The 20,039-nt window shown below is 59.5% G+C and carries 19 protein-coding genes and 4 pseudogenes; 12 read left to right on the top strand and 11 right to left on the bottom strand.

All coding sequences use genetic code 11. From position 1 onward, the window contains the following. Positions 1 to 290: 290 nt before the first annotated feature. Positions 291 to 530: an RES family NAD+ phosphorylase gene (locus WI754_RS26060; protein ID WP_349437955.1), complete on the bottom strand. Its 240-nt coding sequence runs from the start codon at positions 528 to 530 to the stop codon at positions 291 to 293. Positions 531 to 1,374: 844 nt separating this feature from the next. Between WI754_RS26060 and WI754_RS26055 the strand changes: the two genes are divergently transcribed. Continuing rightward, positions 1,375 to 2,760 (top strand): diguanylate cyclase, encoded by a 1,386-nt coding sequence (locus tag WI754_RS26055; RefSeq protein WP_341486892.1) that lies wholly within the window; start codon positions 1,375 to 1,377, stop codon positions 2,758 to 2,760. A 50-nt stretch (positions 2,761 to 2,810) separates the two neighbouring features. On the opposite strand, the pseudogene WI754_RS26050 reads toward WI754_RS26055, so the two are convergent. Next, positions 2,811 to 3,179, bottom strand: a pseudogene (locus WI754_RS26050) (tyrosine-type recombinase/integrase); the annotation flags it as partial. Between the two features lie 328 nt (positions 3,180 to 3,507). Between WI754_RS26050 and WI754_RS26045 the strand changes: the two are divergent. The 3 genes and pseudogenes from WI754_RS26045 to WI754_RS26035 form a co-directional block, all read left to right on the top strand. After that, a pseudogene (locus WI754_RS26045) lies at positions 3,508 to 3,786 on the top strand (amidohydrolase); the annotation flags it as partial. A 184-nt stretch (positions 3,787 to 3,970) separates the two neighbouring features. Beyond that, entirely contained in the window at positions 3,971 to 5,293 is a 1,323-nt protein-coding gene (locus WI754_RS26040; protein WP_341486891.1) for a HipA domain-containing protein, read from the top strand. Between the two features lie 21 nt (positions 5,294 to 5,314). Next, entirely contained in the window at positions 5,315 to 5,626 is a 312-nt protein-coding gene (locus WI754_RS26035) for a helix-turn-helix transcriptional regulator (RefSeq protein ID WP_341486890.1), read from the top strand. Between the two features lie 116 nt (positions 5,627 to 5,742). Here the strand turns inward: WI754_RS26035 and kduD are convergent, their stop codons facing one another. The 3 genes from kduD to WI754_RS26020 form a co-directional block, all read right to left on the bottom strand. Next, on the bottom strand, positions 5,743 to 6,492 hold the full coding sequence (gene kduD, locus WI754_RS26030) for a 2-dehydro-3-deoxy-D-gluconate 5-dehydrogenase KduD (RefSeq protein WP_341486889.1): 750 nt from the start codon (positions 6,490 to 6,492) through the stop codon (positions 5,743 to 5,745). Positions 6,493 to 6,495: 3 nt separating this feature from the next. After that, complete coding sequence (gene kduI / locus WI754_RS26025; protein ID WP_341486888.1) at positions 6,496 to 7,332, bottom strand: 5-dehydro-4-deoxy-D-glucuronate isomerase; 837 nt, start codon at positions 7,330 to 7,332, stop codon at positions 6,496 to 6,498. Between the two features lie 124 nt (positions 7,333 to 7,456). Next, on the bottom strand, positions 7,457 to 8,740 hold the full coding sequence (locus WI754_RS26020) for an ABC transporter substrate-binding protein (RefSeq protein WP_341486887.1): 1,284 nt from the start codon (positions 8,738 to 8,740) through the stop codon (positions 7,457 to 7,459). Positions 8,741 to 8,893: 153 nt separating this feature from the next. On the opposite strand from WI754_RS26020, the gene WI754_RS26015 reads away from it, so the two are divergent. The 7 genes from WI754_RS26015 to WI754_RS25985 all read left to right on the top strand — a co-directional run bounded on the left by WI754_RS26015 (position 8,894) and on the right by WI754_RS25985 (position 16,825). Continuing rightward, positions 8,894 to 11,488 (top strand): hypothetical protein, encoded by a 2,595-nt coding sequence (locus tag WI754_RS26015; RefSeq protein ID WP_341486886.1) that lies wholly within the window; start codon positions 8,894 to 8,896, stop codon positions 11,486 to 11,488. Continuing rightward, on the top strand, positions 11,485 to 12,549 hold the full coding sequence (locus WI754_RS26010) for a glycoside hydrolase family 88 protein (RefSeq protein WP_341486885.1): 1,065 nt from the start codon (positions 11,485 to 11,487) through the stop codon (positions 12,547 to 12,549). The genes WI754_RS26015 and WI754_RS26010 overlap by 4 nt, the downstream gene beginning before the upstream one ends. 68 nt (positions 12,550 to 12,617) lie before the next feature. After that, the gene (ugpC, locus tag WI754_RS26005) at positions 12,618 to 13,556 is read left to right on the top strand and encodes a sn-glycerol-3-phosphate ABC transporter ATP-binding protein UgpC (RefSeq protein ID WP_341486884.1); all 939 of its coding nucleotides are present in this window, start codon (positions 12,618 to 12,620) and stop codon (positions 13,554 to 13,556) included. Continuing rightward, a complete protein-coding gene (locus WI754_RS26000; protein ID WP_341486883.1) occupies positions 13,522 to 13,725 on the top strand; it encodes a hypothetical protein in 204 nt (67 codons plus the stop codon). Before ugpC ends, WI754_RS26000 begins: the two co-directional genes overlap by 35 nt. Positions 13,726 to 13,796: 71 nt before the next feature. After that, on the top strand, positions 13,797 to 14,741 hold the full coding sequence (locus WI754_RS25995) for a sugar ABC transporter permease (protein ID WP_341488010.1): 945 nt from the start codon (positions 13,797 to 13,799) through the stop codon (positions 14,739 to 14,741). A gap of 1 nt (position 14,742) precedes the next feature. Beyond that, positions 14,743 to 15,786, top strand: coding sequence for a carbohydrate ABC transporter permease (locus WI754_RS25990; RefSeq protein ID WP_341486882.1), 1,044 nt, complete (start codon positions 14,743 to 14,745; stop codon positions 15,784 to 15,786). Positions 15,787 to 15,790: 4 nt separating this feature from the next. Next, the gene (locus WI754_RS25985) at positions 15,791 to 16,825 is read left to right on the top strand and encodes a LacI family DNA-binding transcriptional regulator (protein WP_341486881.1); all 1,035 of its coding nucleotides are present in this window, start codon (positions 15,791 to 15,793) and stop codon (positions 16,823 to 16,825) included. Between the two features lie 34 nt (positions 16,826 to 16,859). Here WI754_RS25985 and WI754_RS25980 read toward each other — a convergent pair whose 3' ends face one another. The 5 genes and pseudogenes from WI754_RS25980 to WI754_RS25960 all read right to left on the bottom strand — a co-directional run. Continuing rightward, complete coding sequence (locus tag WI754_RS25980) at positions 16,860 to 17,513, bottom strand: ThuA domain-containing protein (RefSeq protein ID WP_341486880.1); 654 nt, start codon at positions 17,511 to 17,513, stop codon at positions 16,860 to 16,862. 9 nt (positions 17,514 to 17,522) lie between these two features. Next, positions 17,523 to 17,834, bottom strand: a complete 312-nt coding sequence (locus WI754_RS25975) for a hypothetical protein (RefSeq protein ID WP_341486879.1) — start codon at positions 17,832 to 17,834, stop codon at positions 17,523 to 17,525. After that, positions 17,831 to 18,619 carry a Gfo/Idh/MocA family oxidoreductase gene (locus tag WI754_RS25970; RefSeq protein WP_341486878.1) on the bottom strand — a complete coding sequence of 263 codons (789 nt, stop codon included), beginning with the start codon at positions 18,617 to 18,619 and terminating at the stop codon, positions 17,831 to 17,833. The genes WI754_RS25975 and WI754_RS25970 overlap by 4 nt, the downstream gene beginning before the upstream one ends. An 18-nt stretch (positions 18,620 to 18,637) precedes the next feature. Beyond that, on the bottom strand, positions 18,638 to 18,859 hold the full coding sequence (locus WI754_RS25965) for a hypothetical protein (protein ID WP_341488062.1): 222 nt from the start codon (positions 18,857 to 18,859) through the stop codon (positions 18,638 to 18,640). Next, positions 18,846 to 19,025 (bottom strand): annotated as a pseudogene (locus WI754_RS25960) (Gfo/Idh/MocA family oxidoreductase); the annotation flags it as partial. The gene WI754_RS25965 and the pseudogene WI754_RS25960, both read right to left, overlap by 14 nt. Positions 19,026 to 19,109: 84 nt before the next feature. Between WI754_RS25960 and WI754_RS25955 the strand changes: the two are divergent. Continuing rightward, positions 19,110 to 19,249: pseudogene (locus tag WI754_RS25955) on the top strand (winged helix-turn-helix transcriptional regulator); the annotation flags it as partial. A gap of 96 nt (positions 19,250 to 19,345) precedes the next feature. Here the strand turns inward: WI754_RS25955 and WI754_RS25950 are convergent. Beyond that, positions 19,346 to 19,987 carry a peroxiredoxin-like family protein gene (locus WI754_RS25950; protein ID WP_341486877.1) on the bottom strand — a complete coding sequence of 214 codons (642 nt, stop codon included), beginning with the start codon at positions 19,985 to 19,987 and terminating at the stop codon, positions 19,346 to 19,348. Positions 19,988 to 20,039: the final 52 nt, after the last annotated feature.

Here is a 20,039-nt window from a genome sequence, read left to right as displayed (position 1 = left end):
CAGACCGCCCGACACCCGCGACCGAGACTATTCATCATCTACACATCAAGGCCCCCGCCTGATCGCTACGCCAATGGACCGTAGAGCAGGGACAAGTTCCTGTTGGCGTACAAGTCCGACGGCTGGCGTGGAAGCCAGCTTTTCATTGACTGCCCGATCATAGACGGTCAGACACTCGACGGAGGTCAACCGTGACGAGTAGAGCATCCCATTGACGGCGAATGAGTCATAGATGGTTTGACTGAGCCATCGCCCTTCACTGTGCTCTTTCGCGCGGGCTGCATCAGTGCTTACCCCGTGGCTGAGCAAACCCCGGTGGTGCGGAGATCGAGAACCAGGAGAGGAGCAGTGGCGGTCACTTCCGCCACGGTGATTTCCTCAACCTCGCTGTCGTCGAGCACACGTTTCGTGGCGCCCTCGAACCTGTCACGGATTATTGTCTCGGCGATCGCCGTAGGAAGATCGCGGGCAATGTAAACGAGGCGAAATTTGCGATCGGGGCTCGAGAATCGCGTATTGCCGAAGCCCATTCCGAGCGGTGTCGCAGTGTGAACAATCGGCATCAAGCGAAGATAGGATTGCGGCTGGAACTCTATAGGGGAGCGTGCGACGAAGTTGTTTGGCTATGAGCTGGTAAAGGACCGCAAGTCGGGCAAGATGTCAGCGGACAATCTTCAGGCCTGAAACTTCTGTGATAGTGACACTTTTGTGAGAAGCCGGATCGACCCCAGCCTTTTTCAGTTCCGGGGATCTCACTCGCCTTTCATGGGTTCACGGCAATTCAATCGGCACGTGCAGGGGAGAGGCAGTAATTTGCGGGAAAGGGATAGGGCCTGCGCAAAATGAACATCTTTACGTTGCATGTCCTAGCCTGGCGCAAGCTTGGTTTTCCAAAATCGAACTCGTAAGTATTCTTACAAAACAGTGACATGATGTCACTCCAACCCGTGCCGGCGGGCGGTCTGGCACAGGTAAAATAGCCTGAAGGGACTTCTGACCTTTCAGGCTATTTTTTCGGATTTTGGTGACACGTCACGCTTGAACCTGTTGCGCTGCAGCATTAACTCCTGTGTATCGAAGCGATTCACCTCCTCCCGAGCCGCTTCGGTCCGACTGACAGCACTCCTCCTCCCAAGCTGTCGGTCACCAATCGAGCCCGGCGCACCTCCTCCCGCGCTGGGCTTTTTCGTTGCATCTCTGCACTTGCGCACACTCGCCGTCTGCGAGATCGCTGCGCATTCGCGAGACGCCTATGTTTGGTAGAAGCAGGGCATTTCAATTCTTCGACTGCACCTCTTTCTCAAATCCTCTCGATGTTAGACATCGTTTATTTAGAAAACGCGCCGATAGTGAAGGACATTCGTAGGGTGTTCGATGTCGAGTTCGCAGGAAGCTTACAAACAATTTCTGGTCAGGGTTACCGTTCCGATCGCCAGCCTCGTCAGCCTGCTACTGGCTGCGCTGCTTGTTACTATTCTGGTGGTCGCATGGTATCAAACCGATGTTGCCCGGAGGGAGCAGGCCCGGCTGGCCGAGGGCGCGATCAAGGTTCGCGGTGAACACATCGAAAAATCGGCGCTTGATTATGGCGCTTGGGACGAAGCGGTTGCAAATTTGGTGACCGCTCCCAATCTCGAGTGGGCGGACGAGAATATCGGCAAACCGACCTTCCAGAACCTTGGCTTCGACATGACTTTCGTCATTGCGCCCAACGATGCGACCACTTACGGCATGATCGAAGGCAATCGAACCGAACGGCTTTTCACGGAGGTCCTCACAAGCGGCTTTTCTGAATTACTCGCCCAGCAGCGGGCCGGCAGCCGTGAAGGATCGACCTCCGGTCTGATAATTGCCAATGGTAGGCCGGCCATTGCCGCAGTCGTGCCGATCCGGCCATTGGAACCCGATCCCGAACAAAAGAACCCCCAACACCTTCTTATCTTCATCGATGCGATTGACGATGTACTTCTCGCCGATCTTGGCCACATCTATCTTTTGTCCAACCTTCGGATTGAGAGCGCAGAAGCGGCTGGTGCAGCGTCTATTTCTTTGCTGACGGCCAACCGCTCGTCGGTTGGCGCGCTTACCTGGGACGAAACGCGCCCCGGTAACGCGCTTCTCCGGACGGCGGTCCCGGTTTGGGGTCTTCTGGCATTCGGCTTTTGCTTCCTGACCGTCCTCATCTTTCGCCAAGCCCGTTCTGCCGCACACATGATCGGCGAGAGTGAACGGCGCGCCACGCATGACGCGCTCACGCAGCTTCCCAACCGTGTGCACCTTTTCGAGCACCTCGATAAAGCCTCGAGGGAACTGGCAAGAGCGACCGACCAATCGGATTTCGCCGTTCTTTATCTCGATCTCGACGGGTTCAAGGCTGTGAACGATGTTTACGGGCACAATGCTGGCGACCAGGTATTGAAAAGGGTGGCTGAGCGGATCCGCCAGGCAGTTGAGCCACGAGATTTTGTCGCCCGTCTCGGCGGGGACGAGTTTGTCCTGGTCTTGCCCGGACGGAAGAAACCACAAGAGATCCAAGCCATCGGGAAAACCATTATCCGTGCGATCGAGGGCCCGATCGACGTTGACCCGGCGACGACGGTTTCGGTGAGTGCAACGATCGGTGTAACGTTTGCACCTGCCGACGGCGTCGACCCCCTTTTCCTTCTCCGAAACGCCGACCAAGCTCTTTACCTCGGCAAACGTGGGGGGAAGGGAGAAGTGCGTTTCCATATGGGATTGGCCGAACGCGCGGTCGTTTAGGGCATCCACATCGGGGGAGATTGGGCCGGCGCAGTAGCGCCGAGCCCGATCTAAATAACCAATCGTGCCGCGCGCCCGTTTTTGTGTTCAGCATTGTTGTAGTAGCTTGCCGCTTGCGTCACCGACTTGTGCAGTGATTGCTGCATGGCTTCCGGTAGCGGAATACCGCGATTGGCGGCCTCGGTCAGATAGCCTGAGCGTAGCCCGTGCGCCGAAAACGCCGCGGGATCGAGCCCGGCCTGCTTGACGCGCGCCTTCAGGATCAGGTTGACGGATTGCGGCGTCAACCCGCGGCGATCGACGTTGCCCCACTGGTCGATCTTTCGGAATACCGGTCCGCTCTCGATGCCGGCCGCCGCCAGCCATTGCTTCAAGGCGGTCACTGGCCGGCCGATCAACACGACGTGTTCGTCGTCATTATCGATGCAGCACTCAACCGGTCGCTACTCCATTACGAGTGCTGTAGCTGCGGCGAAAAAAGTGGACCCGAGCAAGATCACTGCGCCGATGGCGATGCTCTGCATCATGTTCATGCGCCTGGTGCGCTTCCCGTCCCAGTCGTAGGTCATCGTCGCGCCTCAATGAAAGGTTCAATCGCTGCCGGAGCAATGGAGCATTAGGGTGACGCGGAATAGACAACAAAAAATTGAGGCGATCAAGACCAGTGTCGCTCAGGTGGCGACTCTGTGGTGATCGGTCCTAAATAGATCTGAGGTATCGGAAGCATTTCGGTCTTATGCATCAGGCAGCATCCTGCCGGCGTTGCAACGCACGGTGACGAAGCGACAGTTATCGGCGCCAGCAGCGGTGGCCCTTGCCACCGGCAATGTCGCCCGGACTTTCCCGCAGCTTGCCTCCGATCGTGGGCTGATCGAAGAAGGGAGGCGAGCGGACCTGGCGATCTCAGAGAACCATAATCTCAACCGTGTCCGTCACGTCATGATCAAGAGAGATGTTGCGGTATGGAACGGCGCTCTCGTCGAAGGACCTAATCTGTCGTGGTGTTTCACCCAGGGGCCACTATGAGTTCAGCGCGGGGAGCTTTCTTAGAATTCTGTCCAAGCCGCGAGGCGCGGAGGAGAGGGTTTAACGGCAACGCTGCAAACATTCCGTTGAGAGTATGAGTTCAGGAGGCAATATTAATTGCCCCATAATGATGGTTTGATTTTTCCTCAAGTGCGAGTTAAATGAACCATTATAGGGGTTCAATATGCGGCTGACTCTTCAGATTCACATTGACGGCGAGTGGCAACAGGCTGCAACCCTCCAACTGCGTGATGAAGTGGCAGGCTATGCGGGCGCTTCGGTCCTTGACTACGAACTCGAATACTTTGCTTCCGCTGCATCGATCGATTTTGGCAAGAACCAAACCGTTTGCGACCACCGCGCGCTTTCCGTCCGCTACCCCGTCGACCTCGAAAACCGCTACAGTCGTCACTGGCCGCCCTTTCTCCTCGATCTCATGCCGCAAGGTCACGCGCGCCGGAAGCTGGCTCAACACTTGGGCTTGAGCGAAGCTTCTCGCGAGGCTGATCTTCCGCTCCTGCTTCGAGCGGCAACAGGTGGAATCGGGAATATACGCATCAAGGAAGCAGCCGACGCGGAGGCAGAACGGCTACGCGGTGTTCAGCGCCAAGGCGTAACCCAGAAGGATATTCTGGAGCGTTCGGATCGCTTCATGGAAGTCGCGGACCGTTTCGGCATGCTGGCTTCGGGGTCGAGCGGCCTGCAAGGCGAATGGCCGAAGGTGGCGATGACGCAAGCCGCAGACGGGCTGTATTACCCTGACACCTTCGTTGCCGATGAAGAAGCCGTGCGCCACATCATTGTGAAACTCGTTCGCAGCACGGAGCCCGCGGACCGCCTCATTCTCGAAGGCGAAGCTCTCTATTCTCGGGTTGCCCAAGCGATAGGCCTGAACGTGTGGGAGACGTCCACCTACGCAGAGGGCGTACTGATCATATCCCGATTTGACCGGAAACACGGCAAAGATGACCAGGTCGCGCGTCTCGGGCAGGAAAGCCTGGTGTCGGCAATCGGCGTCGCCGACTTCGGCCATATCGGCACGCACGAGGCTTATATCGACGTTCTGAAACAATTCTCATCTGATCCGGTTGCCGACATCACGGAGTACCTGAAACGAGACATCGCCAACCTGGCGCTCGGTAATCCCGACAATCATGGGCGGAACTCAGCGCTGAACAAATATCCTGATGGGACCATACGGCTCTCGCCGCTTTTCGATTTCGCGCCCATGCGGTTGGCGAAGGAGGGCGTTATTCGTTCTACGATATGGGGTTCGATGCGAGAAAGCGGCCGCGACCACCTGCCGGATTGGAAAGCGATCTGCGCGGATCTTGTGACCGCCCCAGATGACCAAGCGCTCCTTTTCTGCGAACTTCGCAAGTTTGCCGAACGCCTGGGGCAAGTGCCTGAGATGGCGAAAGAGATGGGTGCGTCATCCGAAATTCTTGAACGCGCTATGTCGCGATGCAACGAGATTGCTGACAGCGTCTCGGCTGCGTCCTCATGAGAATGGCAAGGGATCAGCGGTATGCCGCGATGGAAAAAACCCACAAAAGAGCAAGTACGAGAACTGCGACAAGTTCTGGCGGAACGGGCACGTCATGGTGCCTTGCGCTTGCCAGGCGCGGTGGTTGAAATCCGCAAGAGCTTTGGCATGACACAGGAAGAGTTTGCCAAGACCCTCGGTCTCACCCGTCGGCAGATCGGCGAAATCGAATCGGGAACAGCAAACCCAACCCTCGAAACGCTGGAAAAGGTCGCCAAATTGTTCGGCTTCACCGTTGGCTTTGTGCCGAGGACACCGCGTGAGGATGAACCGAAATCGCCGCTCGCTGTATGAAGTCGGAAGGTCGTGAGGGTCAGGCCCCAGAAAACAAGGCCTGACTGGTGAATTCGCCGCTGCCGATCTGCGCGAGAAGCTAGCGGCCAAATCAGTCATCAGCCGCGATCAGCCTTTTATCGTGACAGCCAGCCGCCATCGACGGGGATTGTCGTCGCGGTGACGTAGCTCGAAGCCGGTGAAGCTAGGAAAAGGATGGCCGTTGCGAGATCGTCCGGTGTGCCCCATCGCGCCATCGGTATACGCGCCAGAATGTCGCGCGACCGGCCCGCGTCCTGTCGGAGCGCTGATGTGTTGTCGGTTGCCATGTATCCAGGCGCGATGGCGTTGACCGTTATGCCATGAGCGGCCAGTTCGTTTGCCATGGCTTTCGTCAGGCCGACGATCCCGTGCTTGGACGCAGTGTATGCGACGACGCGGATGCCGCCCTGATAGGAGAGCATCGAGGCGATGTTGATGATGCGGCCGCCGTGCGCCACTCGCACCATTTCGGCCGCGGCCGCCTGTGACAACTGAAAGACGGCGCGCAAGTTGACCGCGTTGACGGCATCCCAGTCTTCGAGGGAATAGTCGGCAAGGTCGTTGCGCCGGATAATGCCGGCATTGTTGACGAGAATGTCGATCCGACCGAGTGCTTCCGTCACCGCTCTGATCAGTGCCGCGCCTTCGAAAGATGATCCGAGATCCTGCTTTATCGCGAAAAAACGCCGTCCAATGGCAGCGATCCGCTCGGCCGTTTCGGGCATCTCCTGTGACCCGATCGCCGCAATATCGGCTCCGGCCTGGGCAAGGGCGATTGCCGCGGCCTGGCCAAGCCCGGTGCGGGCGCCTGTCACCAGCGCCACCTGTCCTGTCAGATCAAACATCGATCACCTCAAGTCCTGCGGCCGCACCATGTCCATGTCTTCAAAGACCTGGTTCTCGCCGGACATCGACCAGATAAAGGTATAATTGCCGGTTCCGCAGCCGGAATGGATGGACCAGGGCGGCGATATGACAGCTTCCTCATTGCGCATGACGATGTGGCGGGTTTCCTGCGGCTTTCCCATCATATGGAAAACCACCGCTTCCGGTGCCATGTCGAAATAGAGGTAGACCTCCATCCGCCGGTCGTGCAGATGGGCGGGCATGGTGTTCCAGTTGCTGCCAGGCGCTAACTTGGTCAGCCCCATCAAGAGCTGGCAGGTGGGCATGACATTGGGGTGGAGGTAGCGGTAGATCGTGCGCTCGTTGTTGGTTTCGCGCGTACCGAGCGTCACCGGCGAGGCTTCCTCGATCGTTACATGCTTGTTGGGATGGTGCGTGTGTGCGGGCGCGCAATTGCCGTAGAATTTGGCGGGATGCGCCGCATCGTCACTCGAAAAGGTGATGCTCCTGGCGCCGGCGCCGATATAGAGACCTTCCTGCTGTCCGAGCCTGTAGGTTTCGCCGTCAACGTCGACCTTGCCCGCACCACCGATATTGATGATCCCCATTTCGCGGCGCTGGAGCAGGAAATCGGTGCCGGTCACGCCGGAAACGTCGTTCGGCGCCTCCACCGCTCCTGAGACCGGGCAGACGCCGAACACGATCACGCGGTCGTAGTGCGTATAGGTCATGTTCATGGCGTTTGGGGCAAAAAGACCCGAGATGTGGAAATGGGCGCGCAGGCCTTCCGTATCGAGCGTCTTGGCATGCTCGGGGTGAATCGTGTCGCGAATGTCCATGGGTCTGTTCCTTGATGTTTTCATACAGGCAGAGCGCCGCGCATCCGCCCGGGTGCGCGGCGCTCTGCTGCGGCGTGAAATCGGCGCCGCGGCCTGACAACGGCGCCGATTGCAGGCGCCGAGACTATTTGGCAGCAGCGGCAAATTTGGCGATTTCGACATTCGCCCCTTTGGCATCGGCGGCCAATTGAGCGTAGGTGTCCTCGAGCGACAGTTCGCCGACGATCAACTGGCTCATGCGCTGAACGATGGAGCCATAAACAGCACTTGCCCCTTGCGTCCGTTCGATCGTGCGCGCTTCTTCCGGAACGTTGCCGACATTGCGGGCGAAGGCCTCCATCGAGGATTTCGCGTTCGCATTGTCGGTCTTGTATTGCGGGTTGTCGATCTGCGCGCCTGGCAGAATCAGGAACTGCTCGGCAATGTCACGCTGAACCTTTTCCGATCCCAGGAATTCGATGAGCTTGGCTGCGGCTTCAGGCGCCTTGGTATGCTGGAAGGCGACGATGAAAGTCGATCCCGGCATCGGCACGCAGCCGGCGTCACCGCAGGGCGGATCGATCGCTGTCCAGTCGAAGGCGTCGCCGATCTTCGTGACGAATGGATTGACCATCCAGTTTCCGGCCAGATACGTCACGACGTTGCCGCTGGCGAACTCGTCTCCCATGTTCTTGTAGCGCGTCCCGCCTGCAGCACCCCACATTTCCTTGGGAAACGCGCCGGACTGGGTCCATTTATAGAGATCGGCGATATAGCGCTTGGCCCCATCATCGGGGAAGATCAGCTGTCCGTCCTTCAGGAAGTGCGCCCCATAGGAAAATGCCGGTCCGGCGAAGCGATGGCCGGAACGGTCCATCGTGAAGGGAATCTCGGCGCCGGTGGCCTTGGCAACCTTGACGGATGCATCGACGATTTCAGTGAGCGTCGCCCCCTTGGCGGGAAGCGGGACGCCGGCCTGCTCGAACAGGGTCACGTTGACGAACGGCTGGTTGAGCGTCTGCGAGGCGACATAGCCACCGATCTTGTCGGCTGCCGCACCCGGCGTGCGGATCAGATCCAGTGACTTTCCGTGAAGCTTCGCAAAACCATCCGGATCCTTCATGTAAGGCCGCAGGTCGGCCGTGTATCGGAGGAGGTCGGTGGCGGTTATCTTCGCCACATCCGGCCCCTTGCCGACCGACAGCTGAAGCGGCAGCTGCTCCATCATCTGCGCATAGCCGGCGGTAACAAAATCGACAGTGATGTCTTTGTTCTCCGTCTCGAATTGATCGACCAGCTTTTCCATCATGGCGATATAATTCGGATCGTCATCGGTGAAGGCGAAGGTGATCGTCTCGGCGAAGGCCGGCGCGGCCGCCGTGCTCAAGGCGAGTGCGAGGGCGGTAATTTTCAGCGTTTTCAAGGTCATGCATTCCTCCCGTTGTAGGCCCTTAAGACATCAATGAAAATAATTTCATTGATGAACTGTTCGAATTTCATTGCCTCGCGGTAATTTAATGGCTATTTTTGCCCATAAGTCAAACAAAAATGAAAATATTGAAGGTGGAGGAGACGAAAACTAATGAAAAATATTTCATTAAAGTCTCGCAGCGATCAAGCGGATGAGGGTGGGCCATTGGCTGGGGCGACGTTGTGGCCCATTGCGCCGGGCGAGGCGCTCAACCGCTGGCATGTCAGCCAGGCTGAGGTTGAATATTTCCCCGGCGCGGCCCGCCCGATGCCGGATGCGATCGACTACCGCTTCATCAATGGATGGGTCGCAACCGGCGATCTGCCCTGCCGCGAAGCGCTGCGCGCCCGACTTCTAATCCGCGACGTTCAGCTGCCGGCATTGATCGATTTTTCGAATATCTATCTCGGCGGCGAAGATCCCCGCGTCGATTTTTCCACCTTCTGCTTTCGCCCCCTGCTCATCCGCCGCTGGATGCGGTGTGTCGTCACGGCGGATACGGCGCAGACCGTACGCTTTGCCGCTGAAACCTGCGGCGGGATGCATGTCTGGCTCAATGAAACGAAGGTGCTGACACACGAGCCCTATGATCGCAACATCGCTCATTCGGCCACGTTTTCGGCGGATATTCCCCACGGCGAGAGCCTCTTGACCGTGTTTCTTGAGGATCTGCACGAGCGCGACACAAGCTGTTTCTTCAAGCTGATGCTGCTTGAAGGAAAGGGTGTCGCTGCCGGCATCCAGGCCAGGATCGACAGTCACTCCATGCGCGAGGTGGAGGCAACGCTGAACGGCCTGCGAACCGATCGTCTGTTCTATGATAAAGGCACGGTGCGGGTGGTCGCGGACTATCTGCCTGATCGTCCGGTGGAGATCGAGCTCGGACCCGATTGGCATCCGTCCGAAACGGTGACGATGAATGTGCTGCCGGACGGGGTAGGCAAGACGGCGCAGCCGATCCGCTTCACGATCTCCAAGGATAATCCGACGGCAACGTTGTTCGACATCGCTGGCCTCAGGGCCGGGTGCATTTCTCTGACATTTGTCGTTCAGGTTGGCGGCGTTCGGATCGAGCGCGGGCTTGGCACCTCCATCCTCCCGCCGCCGCTATCGCTCGATCAGAACCACATATCCGGCCGCAAACGGGCGGCCCTTGATGTCATGGTCGCCGGTGGCAAGAACGAGCCGTCGCGCGCTCTCGTACTGTTGGCGCTCGGCAAGGAGCCGGAGCAGGCAGCACGGTTGATCGAGCACGCGCTGCCGCCGGTCATCGAGCGCCACGATTGCGCCGATTTCTGGCTGCTTCCGCTTCTCTGGATCTTTCGAGCGCATGCCTGGACCCAGCTGCCGGACGAGCTCTGGGAGAGGTTGCGTGGTGTCATCCTCAACTTCCGCTACTGGCTGGACGAGCCGGGCGACGATGTGATGTGGTACTGGAGCGAGAACCACGTGCTCTGCTTTCATATCGCCCAGTATCTGGCGGGCGACCTATTTCCGAACGATGTCTTTCCCAACAGCGGCAAGACCGGACTTCAGCATCGGGCGCAGGCCGAGGCGCGGCTGCACCGCTGGTTCGATGCGATCGACGAGCACGGCCTCGCGGAATGGAATTCAGCGGCCTACTATCCGATCGACTTCCTCGGCCTGTTCACGCTGTTCGAAAACACCGATGATCCGCGCCTGAAGGAACGGACAGGCAAGCTGCTGGACGAGATCTTCGTCATGACCGCACTGCACACGCTTGAAAGCGTCCCATCCGGATCGCAGGGCCGCATCTACGAAAAGGAGCTCTTTGCCGGAACGGCAACCGAACTTGCCTCGGTTGCGGCAATCGCCTTTGGCGGTACCTGGTACGCCGGGCATGATCGCGCAGCCGCTCTCTTTGCGCTGTCGGACTACGAGCCGCCGCCGCTGGCCACCGACTTTGCGTTCCCGCTCAAAGGCAAGCGGCTGGCTGCCCGCTATACGCAAGGGCTGAACATGAACGCCAAGCTTTCGCTCTGGAAATGCGCGGATGCGCAATTGTCCAGCGTCGCGCAGTACAAGACAGGCGAGCTTGGCCATCAGCAGCACATGGCCGATATCCAGCTTTCCGGCCACATGCTGGCGCGTTTCTGGATCAATCACCCGGGCGACCTCAAGGTCTGGGGTGGCAGCCGGCCATCCTACTGGGCCGGCAACGGCATCAATCCGCGTGTCGCCCAATATGACAACGTGGCACTCATGCTGTTCGACCTGACACGCCAACCCCACGCTATCCGCTTTACCCATGTCTTTCTGCCGGTCGAGCTTTGCGACGAAGTCGTCGTCGAGACGAACTGGATTTTTGCGCGGGTCGCGAACGGCTATGTCGGCATCTACGGATCTTCTGCGCTCGAGGCTCTCCAGCAAGGCCTGTTTGCCGGTATGGAATGGCGCATGCACGCGGAAAAAGCGGGCTGGCTGATGATTGCCGGAAGCGCGGATGTGCATGGCGGGTTTTCCGCATTCCGGGAAAGCTGCCTTGCCCTTGCGCCGCATTTCGACGCGGATGCGGTGAGCCTGACGCTCGATCACCCCGACGGTAAACTGCTGCTGCCATTCGAGGGGGAATTGCAGCGCGCCGGAACACCCCTGCCTTTCGCGCCGCTTTCCACCGTCCCGCATATCGGCGTTGATGGCGGTGCGCTTCATCCCTGGACTGAAATGAAGGAGCTTTCCGCATGATCCCGGCCGCGGATATCACATCAGCCATTACGCAGATTTCCCGAGGTTTTCGCCGTTTGAAGGGTATCGGCGACGCCGCCGACGCCGATACGGGCGAAATCATTTTCGATGAGTGGGACTGGGAGGTCGGCGTCGGGCTTTACGGCTATTTTCGCGACGCGGAAGAACGAGACGATCATGCCGCCTTCGGCAGACTGATCCGCTGGTACGAAAATCAGCTCGCCCGCGGCCTGCCACGCCGCCAAGTCAACTCCACGTCACCCATGCTGGTGTTTTCCCTTTTGGCGGAGAAGTTCCAGCGGGAAGATTGGAGGGTGATCGTCAGGGACTGGGCGCAGTGGATTTTTGAAGAGATGCCCCGCACCGAAGAAGGCGGCTACCAGCATCTCGTCAAGGAGCGCGACAACGAGGGCCAGCTCTGGGATGATACCTTGTTCATGGCCGTGCTGTTCATGACGACGGCCGGCCGGCTGTGCCAGCGGCCCGACTGGATCGAGGACGCGCACTACCAGTTTCTCTGCCATATCCGGTTTCTGGGCGATCCACCGAGCGGGCTGTTCTTCCATGGGTGGACCTTTCTCGGCCGGCACAATTATGCGCGCGCGCTGTGGGCGAGGGGCAATGCCTGGATCACCATCGCTATTCCCGAACTCTTCCGCATCGCGCCGCCCGAGGGCGCCATTGCCCGCTACCTGAGGGAAGTCTATCGCACCCAGGTCGCGGCACTTCAGGGGCTTCAGAACGAGCAGGGCATGTTCCATACGCTGCTCGACGATGTTGGAAGTCCCATCGAGGCCTCGGCCACGGCGGGTATCGGCTACGGAATTCTTGCCGGCATCCGGCAGGGACTGATCGATGAAAGCTTCAGGGACACGGCGGAACGATCGCTCAGCGCCATCCTGTCGCGGATCGATGAAACCGGCCTTTTGATGGATGTTTCGGACGGCACGCCGATGGGTGAGGATCTCGATTTCTATCGCCGGATCAAGAATCTGCCGACACCTTATGGTCAGGCGCTCGGAGGGCTGTTCTTGATGGAATCGAGACGGCACGCGCGCTGACGCACGGGATGCGCCCCTTGCTTCGCCAGGGGTCGCGCGTCCACCACGGAGATTGGGAGGAAAACACAATGACCGCAATATCCATGAAGGACCTGCGCAAGTCCTACGGATCGCTGGAAGTCATCCACGGCATCGATATCGACGTGGAATCCGGCGAGTTCGTCGCGCTGGTCGGGCCGTCAGGTTGTGGCAAGTCAACACTTTTGCGGATGATCTCCGGGCTTGAGCCTATTTCGGCCGGGCAAATGAGCTTCGACGACCAGCGGGTGAACGAGCTTTCGCCGGCCCAGCGCCAGATCGCAATGGTGTTCCAGTCCTATGCGCTGTATCCGCATATGAGTGTGCGCAAGAACCTGTCCTTCGGGCTTGAGAACCTGCGCATGGACAGGGCGGAGATCAATCGCCGGGTCGATGCCGCTGCAAGGATGCTGGCGATTGACGGGTATCTCGATCGAAGGCCGAAGGCGCTTTCCGGCGGCCAGCGTCAGCGGGTCGCGATCGGCCGCGCGATCGTCCGCCAACCGCGCGTCTTTCTGTTCGACGAGCCGCTCTCCAATCTCGATGCGAAGCTGAGGGTCCAGACGCGCTCGGAAATCACCAAGCTGCACAAGCAACTGAAAACGACGATGATCTACGTGACCCATGATCAGGTCGAAGCCATGACCATGGCGCAGAAGATCGTCGTTCTCAACAAGGGCAAGGTCGAGCAGATCGGCCGTCCGCTCGACCTGTTCGAAAGACCCGCCAATCTCTTCGTCGCCGGCTTCATCGGCTCACCGCGCATGAACCTTTATCCGGGCAAGGTCATTTCTACCGGCAGCGAGGGTGTGACGCTCGACAGTGCCGAGCTTGGCCGTTTCGTCGTGCCTGCTGCCGGGATCGACGTGCAGTCCGGCAATGACGTCACCATCGGTCTGCGCCCGTCGCATCTGAGGCTCGGTTCCGCCGAGGCCGGATCAGGCGGCGGCGCGCATGACCGTGGAACAGGTCGAGAGCATGGGCCATGAAACCTTCGTCTACGGCCGCACCGGTCAAAGCGACGAATTGACGATCGTCCACGTGCCGGGGCATTTCGAAGCGGAACCGGGAGCAAGCCTCGCCTTCACCTTCGATCCCGTCTTTGCTCACCTGTTTTCATCCGTGGATGGCCGGTCGCTCAAGGGAGCGCGGATATGAGCGCGCCAACGAGTGTAGCGCCTGCCGTCGTCGCGCGTGGCGAACGCATTGGCGACGGGCTTGACGCGGTGATGAGGATGGTGGAGGTGCCGATGGCCGCGCTGCAGCGGCTCTTGGGCGCTGCGCGCATGCCCTATATCTTCATCCTGCCCAACATGCTGCTGTTTACCGTTTTCGTCTTCGTGCCGGTCGGTCTCGCCATCGCCTATGCGTTTACCGGCGGCACCAATCTCCTGATCTGGGACCGGCCCTATGTCGGGCTTGAGAATTTCAGGGCGCTGCTGGATTGCGGCAGCTATCTGGAGCCGTCCACCTGCCGCTACAATCTCTTCTGGACCGCCGTCCACAACACCTGGTGGTATACTCTCCTCAATACGTTCGGCACCCTCTTCTTCGCGCTGGTGACGGCGCTGGTGCTCAACCGGCTGACGCGGGGACGCGGGTTTTTCCGGGCCGTCTTTTTTTATCCGGTGCTTCTGTCGCCGGTCGTCGTCGGCCTGATCTGGCAATGGTTCCTGGCGCGCGAAGGCCTGCTCAACGGCTTCCTGACGGACTGGTTCGACACGCGGATCATCTTCCTGCTCGAAGTCGGCTGGTCGCGTGCCTGGGTCGTCTATGTCTCCATCTGGTTCCACATGGGCTTCTACATGCTGATCATCCTTGCGGGGCTGCAGGCAATCCCGCGCGATATATACGAAGCTGCCGAGATCGACGGAACCTCGCAATGGCGCCAATTCTGGTGCCTGACCTTGCCGCTGCTGACCCCCAACCTGCTGGTGGTGACCGTGCTGCTCCTCATCCGCTCCGTACAGGTCTTCGACGAGGCCTGGGTGCTGACCAATGGCGGCGGCCCCGGAACGGCCAATACCTTCATCGTCCAGTTCATCTATCAGACGGCGTTCGCGCAGGAACTGCGGCTTTATGGCCTGGCGTCCGCCGCCTCCGTTCTGATGGGCATCGCACTGCTCATCCTTACGCTCTCGCAACTCTGGCTCGCCAAGAAAGCGGAGGTCTGACATGATTGCCTTTCTCACACGCACGCGCCACCCAGGCCGGACGGACATGACAGATTGGCTAGCCTGGGGCTGGGCCATTCTCGGCACGCTGGTTGTTGCTATCCCTATCGCCTGGGCGGTCATCTCCTCCCTGAAGACGGAAGCCGAGATCAATTCCTTTCCGCCGGCGCTCGTGCCGCGCGCCGCCCAGACAATCACCGTTGAAGGCCAGACAAAACCGTTGTCGATGTGGATACGGACGATGCCGGATGGCAGCGAGCAGACGGTGGCGCTTGTGCGCCGCATCGGGCTGTCTGCAACGGTGCTTGACCCATCCAAGCCGGGCGAAACCTTCCGCGTTCCGGTGGCGGAGCTGCGCCAGCTCAAGGAACTCCACCTGCAATGGTCGAATTACAGCGAGCCGATGAAGCAGTTCAATTTCCTGCGCTATCTCTGGAACACGGTGTTCGTCACGGTGGTTGCCACGGTTTTGACGCTGCTCTTGAATTCCATGGCGGCCTTTGCGCTGTCAAAATACCGTTTTGCCGGCCGCAACGCCATGTTCGCGCTCATCCTGTCGACCATGATGATCCCGCTTTCGGTGATCATGGTGCCGGCCTTCATGGTGATCGTCGGACTGAACCTTGCCGACAATCTGTGGGGCGTGATCCTGTCGACGGTGTCGACGCCCACCGGCGTCTTTCTGCTGCGCCAATATATGCTGACCATTCCGGACGATCTGATCGAGGCGGCAAGGGTGGACGCCGCGTCGGAATTCCGAATCTATTGGCGCATCGTGCTGCCGCTGTGCGCTCCGGCGCTCGCGGTGCTTGCGATCTTCTCGGTGATCTGGCGCTGGAACGATTTCCTCTGGCCACTGATCGTTCTGTCGAGCCCCGACAACTATACGCTGCAGATCGGGCTCAGTTCCCTGCAAGGGCAATTCAACGTGCAATGGCACTATATTCTCGCCATGACTGTCGTTACATTGCTGCCGGTAACCGTGGTATTCCTCTTCCTGCAGAAATATATCACCGAAGGTGTGGCCAGCAGCGGAGTGAAATGACCTCGTGAGCATCAAGAAGATAGCGGAGCAGAGCGGCGTCTCCGTCAGCACGGTCAGCCATGTGCTGAACGGCACTGCGAAGATCTCCGAAGGCGTGCGCGATCGCGTTATGACGGTTGCGCGCGAAAGCGGTTATCTCGATTCGCGCATCCGCCGTGCCATGCAGCCGACGCTGAAGTCCGTCATGCTCGTGGCCTCGGCCGACATGCTGCCTCAGAACGATACCAACTACGTCTCGTGGACCATTCTGGAGAGCCTGAGGAAGGAATGCGCGGCCCGTGGCGTCCAGATCAAGCCGCTGGTGACGGAAGGAAAGCGGCTTACGCCCGGGCCGGTGTTGAGCCGGATCAAGGAAACAGCATCGGACGGGATCATCGTCTATTTCGACGAGAATCCGGAACTGCTCGAAGCCGTGTCGCGGCTCGACCGGCCGGCATTGCTTCTGGCGGGGCAGGATCCGACGATGCGGGTCGGTTCCGTCGGTATCGGCAATCGCTACGGCGCGCGCCTCGGTGTGCAGCACCTGCTGGATCTGGGACATCGCAATATCGCGCTGGTCGGCTGGCCGGGGCGATACACGATCCGCCAGCGGCAGGATGGCTACAGCGAGGCGATCCGTGACCACGAGGCAATCGGCGCGCGCGGCTCTATCATCATGATCGACAGTTTCGAGCCGGAGGAGGCGGCGCGCAGCATGCGGCGCTGGCTGGAGGACAATGACGGCCTTGGGGACCTGACGGCAATGTTCTGTCTCGCCGACAACATCGCCATCGGCGCTATCCAGGCCCTGAAGGAGCGGGGCTACCGGGTTCCACGGGATGTCTCGGTCCTTGGTTTCGATGATATTCTGCGCGGCCAGATGATGGATCCGCCGCTTTCCACGGTCCATGCGCCGCTCGCTCAAATCGGTCGCACGGCGCTCGATGAAATGGAATACTGCCTGCGCACCCTTGGCGACCAACTACCCGCACGCCGCGTTGAACTTGGCTGTACGATCGTCGAGCGAGGATCATGCGCGCCGATAGCCGCAGCTCGGTAACCGGCGAAGAATTGATGACGTTCGCAAGATCAGGTTAGCGCGACGTTCGTGCAGCCCATAAAGCGCCGCGTTCGAAAATCGTGCGCATTTGCGACACCTCGAATTCGTCGGCCGTGTGTCCGAGGGCGCTGTAGAAGACCCGGCCCGCGCCGTACCGGCGCTTCCAGACGACCGGCATGACGACGCCTTCGATAGAGGCGAGATGCTCGCCGGAAAAGGTCGTCGTCGCCAACACTTCGTTCGCCGGATCGACATGCAGGTAATATTGTTCGGACCGGTAGGGGAAGCTGGCGATCCCTTCGACAATGGGATCCTGCGGCTTGGTGATGTCGATCCGGTAGTCGATGACATTGCCCGGATGCGCGACCCATTGTCCGCCCGTCATGAACTGGTACTCCGGTTCATTTCGGAAGCTATCGCACATTGTTCCGTGAAAGCCGGCGAGCCCGGTGCCATTTTGCACAGCGCGCGTCAGGTTATCGAGCTCTGGCTTCTCGATCGTCGACATCGTCACCATCGGTACGATGAGATCGAGATCGGCTATGGCAGGATCGGCGAGAGCCGAGGTACCTTGCTCGATCCGGATTCCGAAGCCGTTGCGCGTCAGGATGTCCTTGACGATATTTGCGCTTCGCTCCGGAGTGTGGCCTTCCCAGCCGCCCCAGAAGATCAGGGCCTTCTTGTTCATGATGTGCTCCTATTCGAGAATGCCGAATGGCAGGTCCGCGCGCATGGGCTCGGGCCGTGCGCAGCTATATTTCAGTTCGATGCGGCGCCCCGCATTTGCCGAACGCAGGATCGATTCCATGATCTCAAGCACGTGCAGCGAGACGTCCTGGTTGGCGCGGTGTTGCCTGTTCGAGACAATGGCTTGCGCCATGTCGGCCAAACCGAGAATGCGGTAGTTACCGTCGCCATAGGGATGGATCTGCTTCGCCAGCATCCAGTCTTCCTTGCGATGGGCGGTCTTCACATCGCCTTGGAAGTTATTGGGGTCAGGTACGATCATCGAACCGGTCGTGCCATAGAGCTCGATATGATTGTGATCATGTTTCCAGACATCGAAGCTGGTGGTGAGCGATACGGCAGCGCCGCTTGCGAATTCCAGCAGTCCGGAGACATGTGTCGCGACCTCGACGTCGATCCCCTCAGCTTCCCGGGGGCCGGAACCGATCGTCCGGGTTTCATACGCAGATTCGCATGCCCGACGACGGATTTCACCGGCCCGAGAAGGTTGACGAGGCAAGTCAGGTAATACGGCCCCATGTCCATCAGCGGACCACCGCCCGGCTTGTAGTAGAAATCAGGATTGGGATGCCACAGTTCGTGGCCGGGAACCTGCATGAAGGCCGAGCCGGCCACCACCGTTCCGATGGCGCCATCGTCGATCAGCCGTCTCGCGGTCTGGTGGGAGCCGCCCAGGAAGGTGTCCGGTGCGCAGCCGACCCTTACATTCTCGTTCCGGGCGGCCGAGATCAGACGTTCCGCGTCGGCGAGCGTCGTGGCGAGCGGCTTTTCGCAGTAGACGTGCTTGCCGTGGGCAACGGCCTGCAGTCCGACTTGTACGTGGTTCTGCGGCGTCGTGAGGTTCAGGATGATCTCGATCCCATGGTCGGCGAGCAACGCCTCCAACGGCATGGCACTCAGGCCATAAGCCGCGGCCTTGGCTTCTGCTGCGGAGCTGTTGATGTCTGCGACGCCGATCATCTCGAGAACCGGAAAACCGGGCGCAGCTTTGAGATATGCATCCGAGATATTGCCGCAGCCAATGATGCCGATTCCTATTTTCCGCATTGCCTTTTCCTCGCTAGATCAACCTGAGGGATCATTGGCGCCCGGTCTCCAGCCAACGCACGTCCTTTGGCGCGGGCTGATGGCGAAAGCAGCGAGACTGTATTCGAGTTCGGCCACCGATCCTGGGCCGATCAGCGGAACCACCCGGCCTTGCTGTGCAATGGCGTAAGCCAGCGCGATCAGGATGGGGTCCTTGCCAAGGCACTGGTCGAGGTCGATCGCGGCTGACCATGCGCACATCGCCGATGGTTCCGGCCTTGAGAATTTCGATCAGTTTCGCCGTGAGTGGGTGCAGCCGGTACATATGGGCCTCGCCGAGAAAGATACCGGCTTTGCGGGCCGGCGCCTGCATGGCTTCGGCCTCCGCCGCGGAAAGGCCTATGGGTTTCTCGCACAGGACGTGCTTGCGGTTGTTGGTCAGTCGGGCGAAGTTATGCATAGGTTCATGCGACACGCAATAATTAATTTACAAAATAAAGAACGAAAATCTGTGAAGCTGAACGATGATCAGAGCACGGCCCGGCGATGAACCGCCGTTTGATCCTCAACCTCTTGCGCCAGGAGGGGCCACGCAGCCGTGCCGACATCGCCACGGCGACCGGCCTCAGTCCAGCGGTTACCTTCGTTGTGTTGAAAGCGGTGCGCAGCTCACACGTGGTTCGGATCATTTCGGTGTTTCGATATCAAGACAGGACGGCGGTCGTCGAGCGAGTTTTCCGCAGCCTATTAATGTGCAACTTGGGAAGCTGCCGACATCAATTCCTCGGGATTCGGCGCCCTGAACGTATTGAGGCCATCCTCCAGAATTTCAGTGAAGCTCCAGCGTACGATGCCTCCCTGGTCGATCAGGAACTGACCGACAAGCTGCCCCTGGCCGGAAGCCATCGCCTGCTGATCGGCTTCCGTAATCTCATATCCTTCCTTCTTGTTGAGAAACTCGTCCATTGCCATGACGTCCATAGGCTCGGGCAACTCGCCCGGGAGATGGATCAGTATCGCCATGACCGTATCCATCCCGACCTCGCGCAAGCCGAAAGCACGGTGCGAGGCCCGCTCCGGGTCGGATGCTGCGAGAAGATCGGGTGCCGGGTGGTAACGGAAATAGAGCCGCGCCCGCTCGACCGGCGTATTGACCACCGCCAGGCATTCGACGCCTTTCTCACGCAGGGCTGGCTTGAGTTGCGCCATTGCCGCGACATGGCGCCGGCAGAACGGACAGTGCAGGCCTCGAAACAAACCGATCAATAACGGGCTACGGCCTCGAAAATCATCGAGCGCGATCTTGCCTTCACGCGAGATCGCATCGAGCACAACATTCGGTGCCCGGTCGCCCGGCTGCAGCGGGCGGTCGACACTACTCGTGGACATCGACAACCTCCTCGCCCTGGATAAGCACACCCAGCGCTTCGCAGTTGAGCCC

Source organism: Pararhizobium sp. A13, assembly GCF_040126305.1.
Classification (GTDB): Bacteria; Pseudomonadota; Alphaproteobacteria; order Rhizobiales; family Rhizobiaceae; genus Pararhizobium.
The sequence above is the reverse complement of the archived record's forward strand: the minus strand, read 5'-3'. Positions and strand labels throughout refer to the sequence as shown.

What these genes read in the sequence shown, in the direction of transcription:
- WI754_RS26060 (WP_349437955.1), bottom strand. Translation starts at nt 530, where the DNA reads ATGGGCTTCGGCAATACGCGATTCTCGAGCCCCGATCGCAAATTTCGC.
- WI754_RS26020 (WP_341486887.1), bottom strand. Translation starts at nt 8,740, where the DNA reads ATGACCTTGAAAACGCTGAAAATTACCGCCCTCGCACTCGCCTTGAGC.
- WI754_RS25965 (WP_341488062.1), bottom strand. Translation starts at nt 18,859, where the DNA reads ATGTGCGCATGGTCAGCCGCGATCGACCTCGACCAGTGCCTTGGCAAG.
- WI754_RS25950 (WP_341486877.1), bottom strand. Translation starts at nt 19,987, where the DNA reads ATGTCCACGAGTAGTGTCGACCGCCCGCTGCAGCCGGGCGACCGGGCA.
- WI754_RS26055 (WP_341486892.1), top strand. Translation starts at nt 1,375, where the DNA reads ATGTCGAGTTCGCAGGAAGCTTACAAACAATTTCTGGTCAGGGTTACC.
- WI754_RS26040 (WP_341486891.1), top strand. Translation starts at nt 3,971, where the DNA reads ATGCGGCTGACTCTTCAGATTCACATTGACGGCGAGTGGCAACAGGCT.
- kduD (WP_341486889.1), bottom strand. Translation starts at nt 6,492, where the DNA reads ATGTTTGATCTGACAGGACAGGTGGCGCTGGTGACAGGCGCCCGCACC.
- WI754_RS25980 (WP_341486880.1), bottom strand. Translation starts at nt 17,513, where the DNA reads ATGAACAAGAAGGCCCTGATCTTCTGGGGCGGCTGGGAAGGCCACACT.
- WI754_RS25970 (WP_341486878.1), bottom strand. Translation starts at nt 18,619, where the DNA reads ATGCGGAAAATAGGAATCGGCATCATTGGCTGCGGCAATATCTCGGAT.
- WI754_RS26035 (WP_341486890.1), top strand. Translation starts at nt 5,315, where the DNA reads ATGCCGCGATGGAAAAAACCCACAAAAGAGCAAGTACGAGAACTGCGA.
- WI754_RS25990 (WP_341486882.1), top strand. Translation starts at nt 14,743, where the DNA reads ATGATTGCCTTTCTCACACGCACGCGCCACCCAGGCCGGACGGACATG.
- ugpC (WP_341486884.1), top strand. Translation starts at nt 12,618, where the DNA reads ATGACCGCAATATCCATGAAGGACCTGCGCAAGTCCTACGGATCGCTG.
- WI754_RS26010 (WP_341486885.1), top strand. Translation starts at nt 11,485, where the DNA reads ATGATCCCGGCCGCGGATATCACATCAGCCATTACGCAGATTTCCCGA.
- kduI (WP_341486888.1), bottom strand. Translation starts at nt 7,332, where the DNA reads ATGGACATTCGCGACACGATTCACCCCGAGCATGCCAAGACGCTCGAT.
- WI754_RS26015 (WP_341486886.1), top strand. Translation starts at nt 8,894, where the DNA reads ATGAAAAATATTTCATTAAAGTCTCGCAGCGATCAAGCGGATGAGGGT.
- WI754_RS25975 (WP_341486879.1), bottom strand. Translation starts at nt 17,834, where the DNA reads ATGATCGTACCTGACCCCAATAACTTCCAAGGCGATGTGAAGACCGCC.
- WI754_RS26000 (WP_341486883.1), top strand. Translation starts at nt 13,522, where the DNA reads ATGACCGTGGAACAGGTCGAGAGCATGGGCCATGAAACCTTCGTCTAC.
- WI754_RS25995 (WP_341488010.1), top strand. Translation starts at nt 13,797, where the DNA reads ATGAGGATGGTGGAGGTGCCGATGGCCGCGCTGCAGCGGCTCTTGGGC.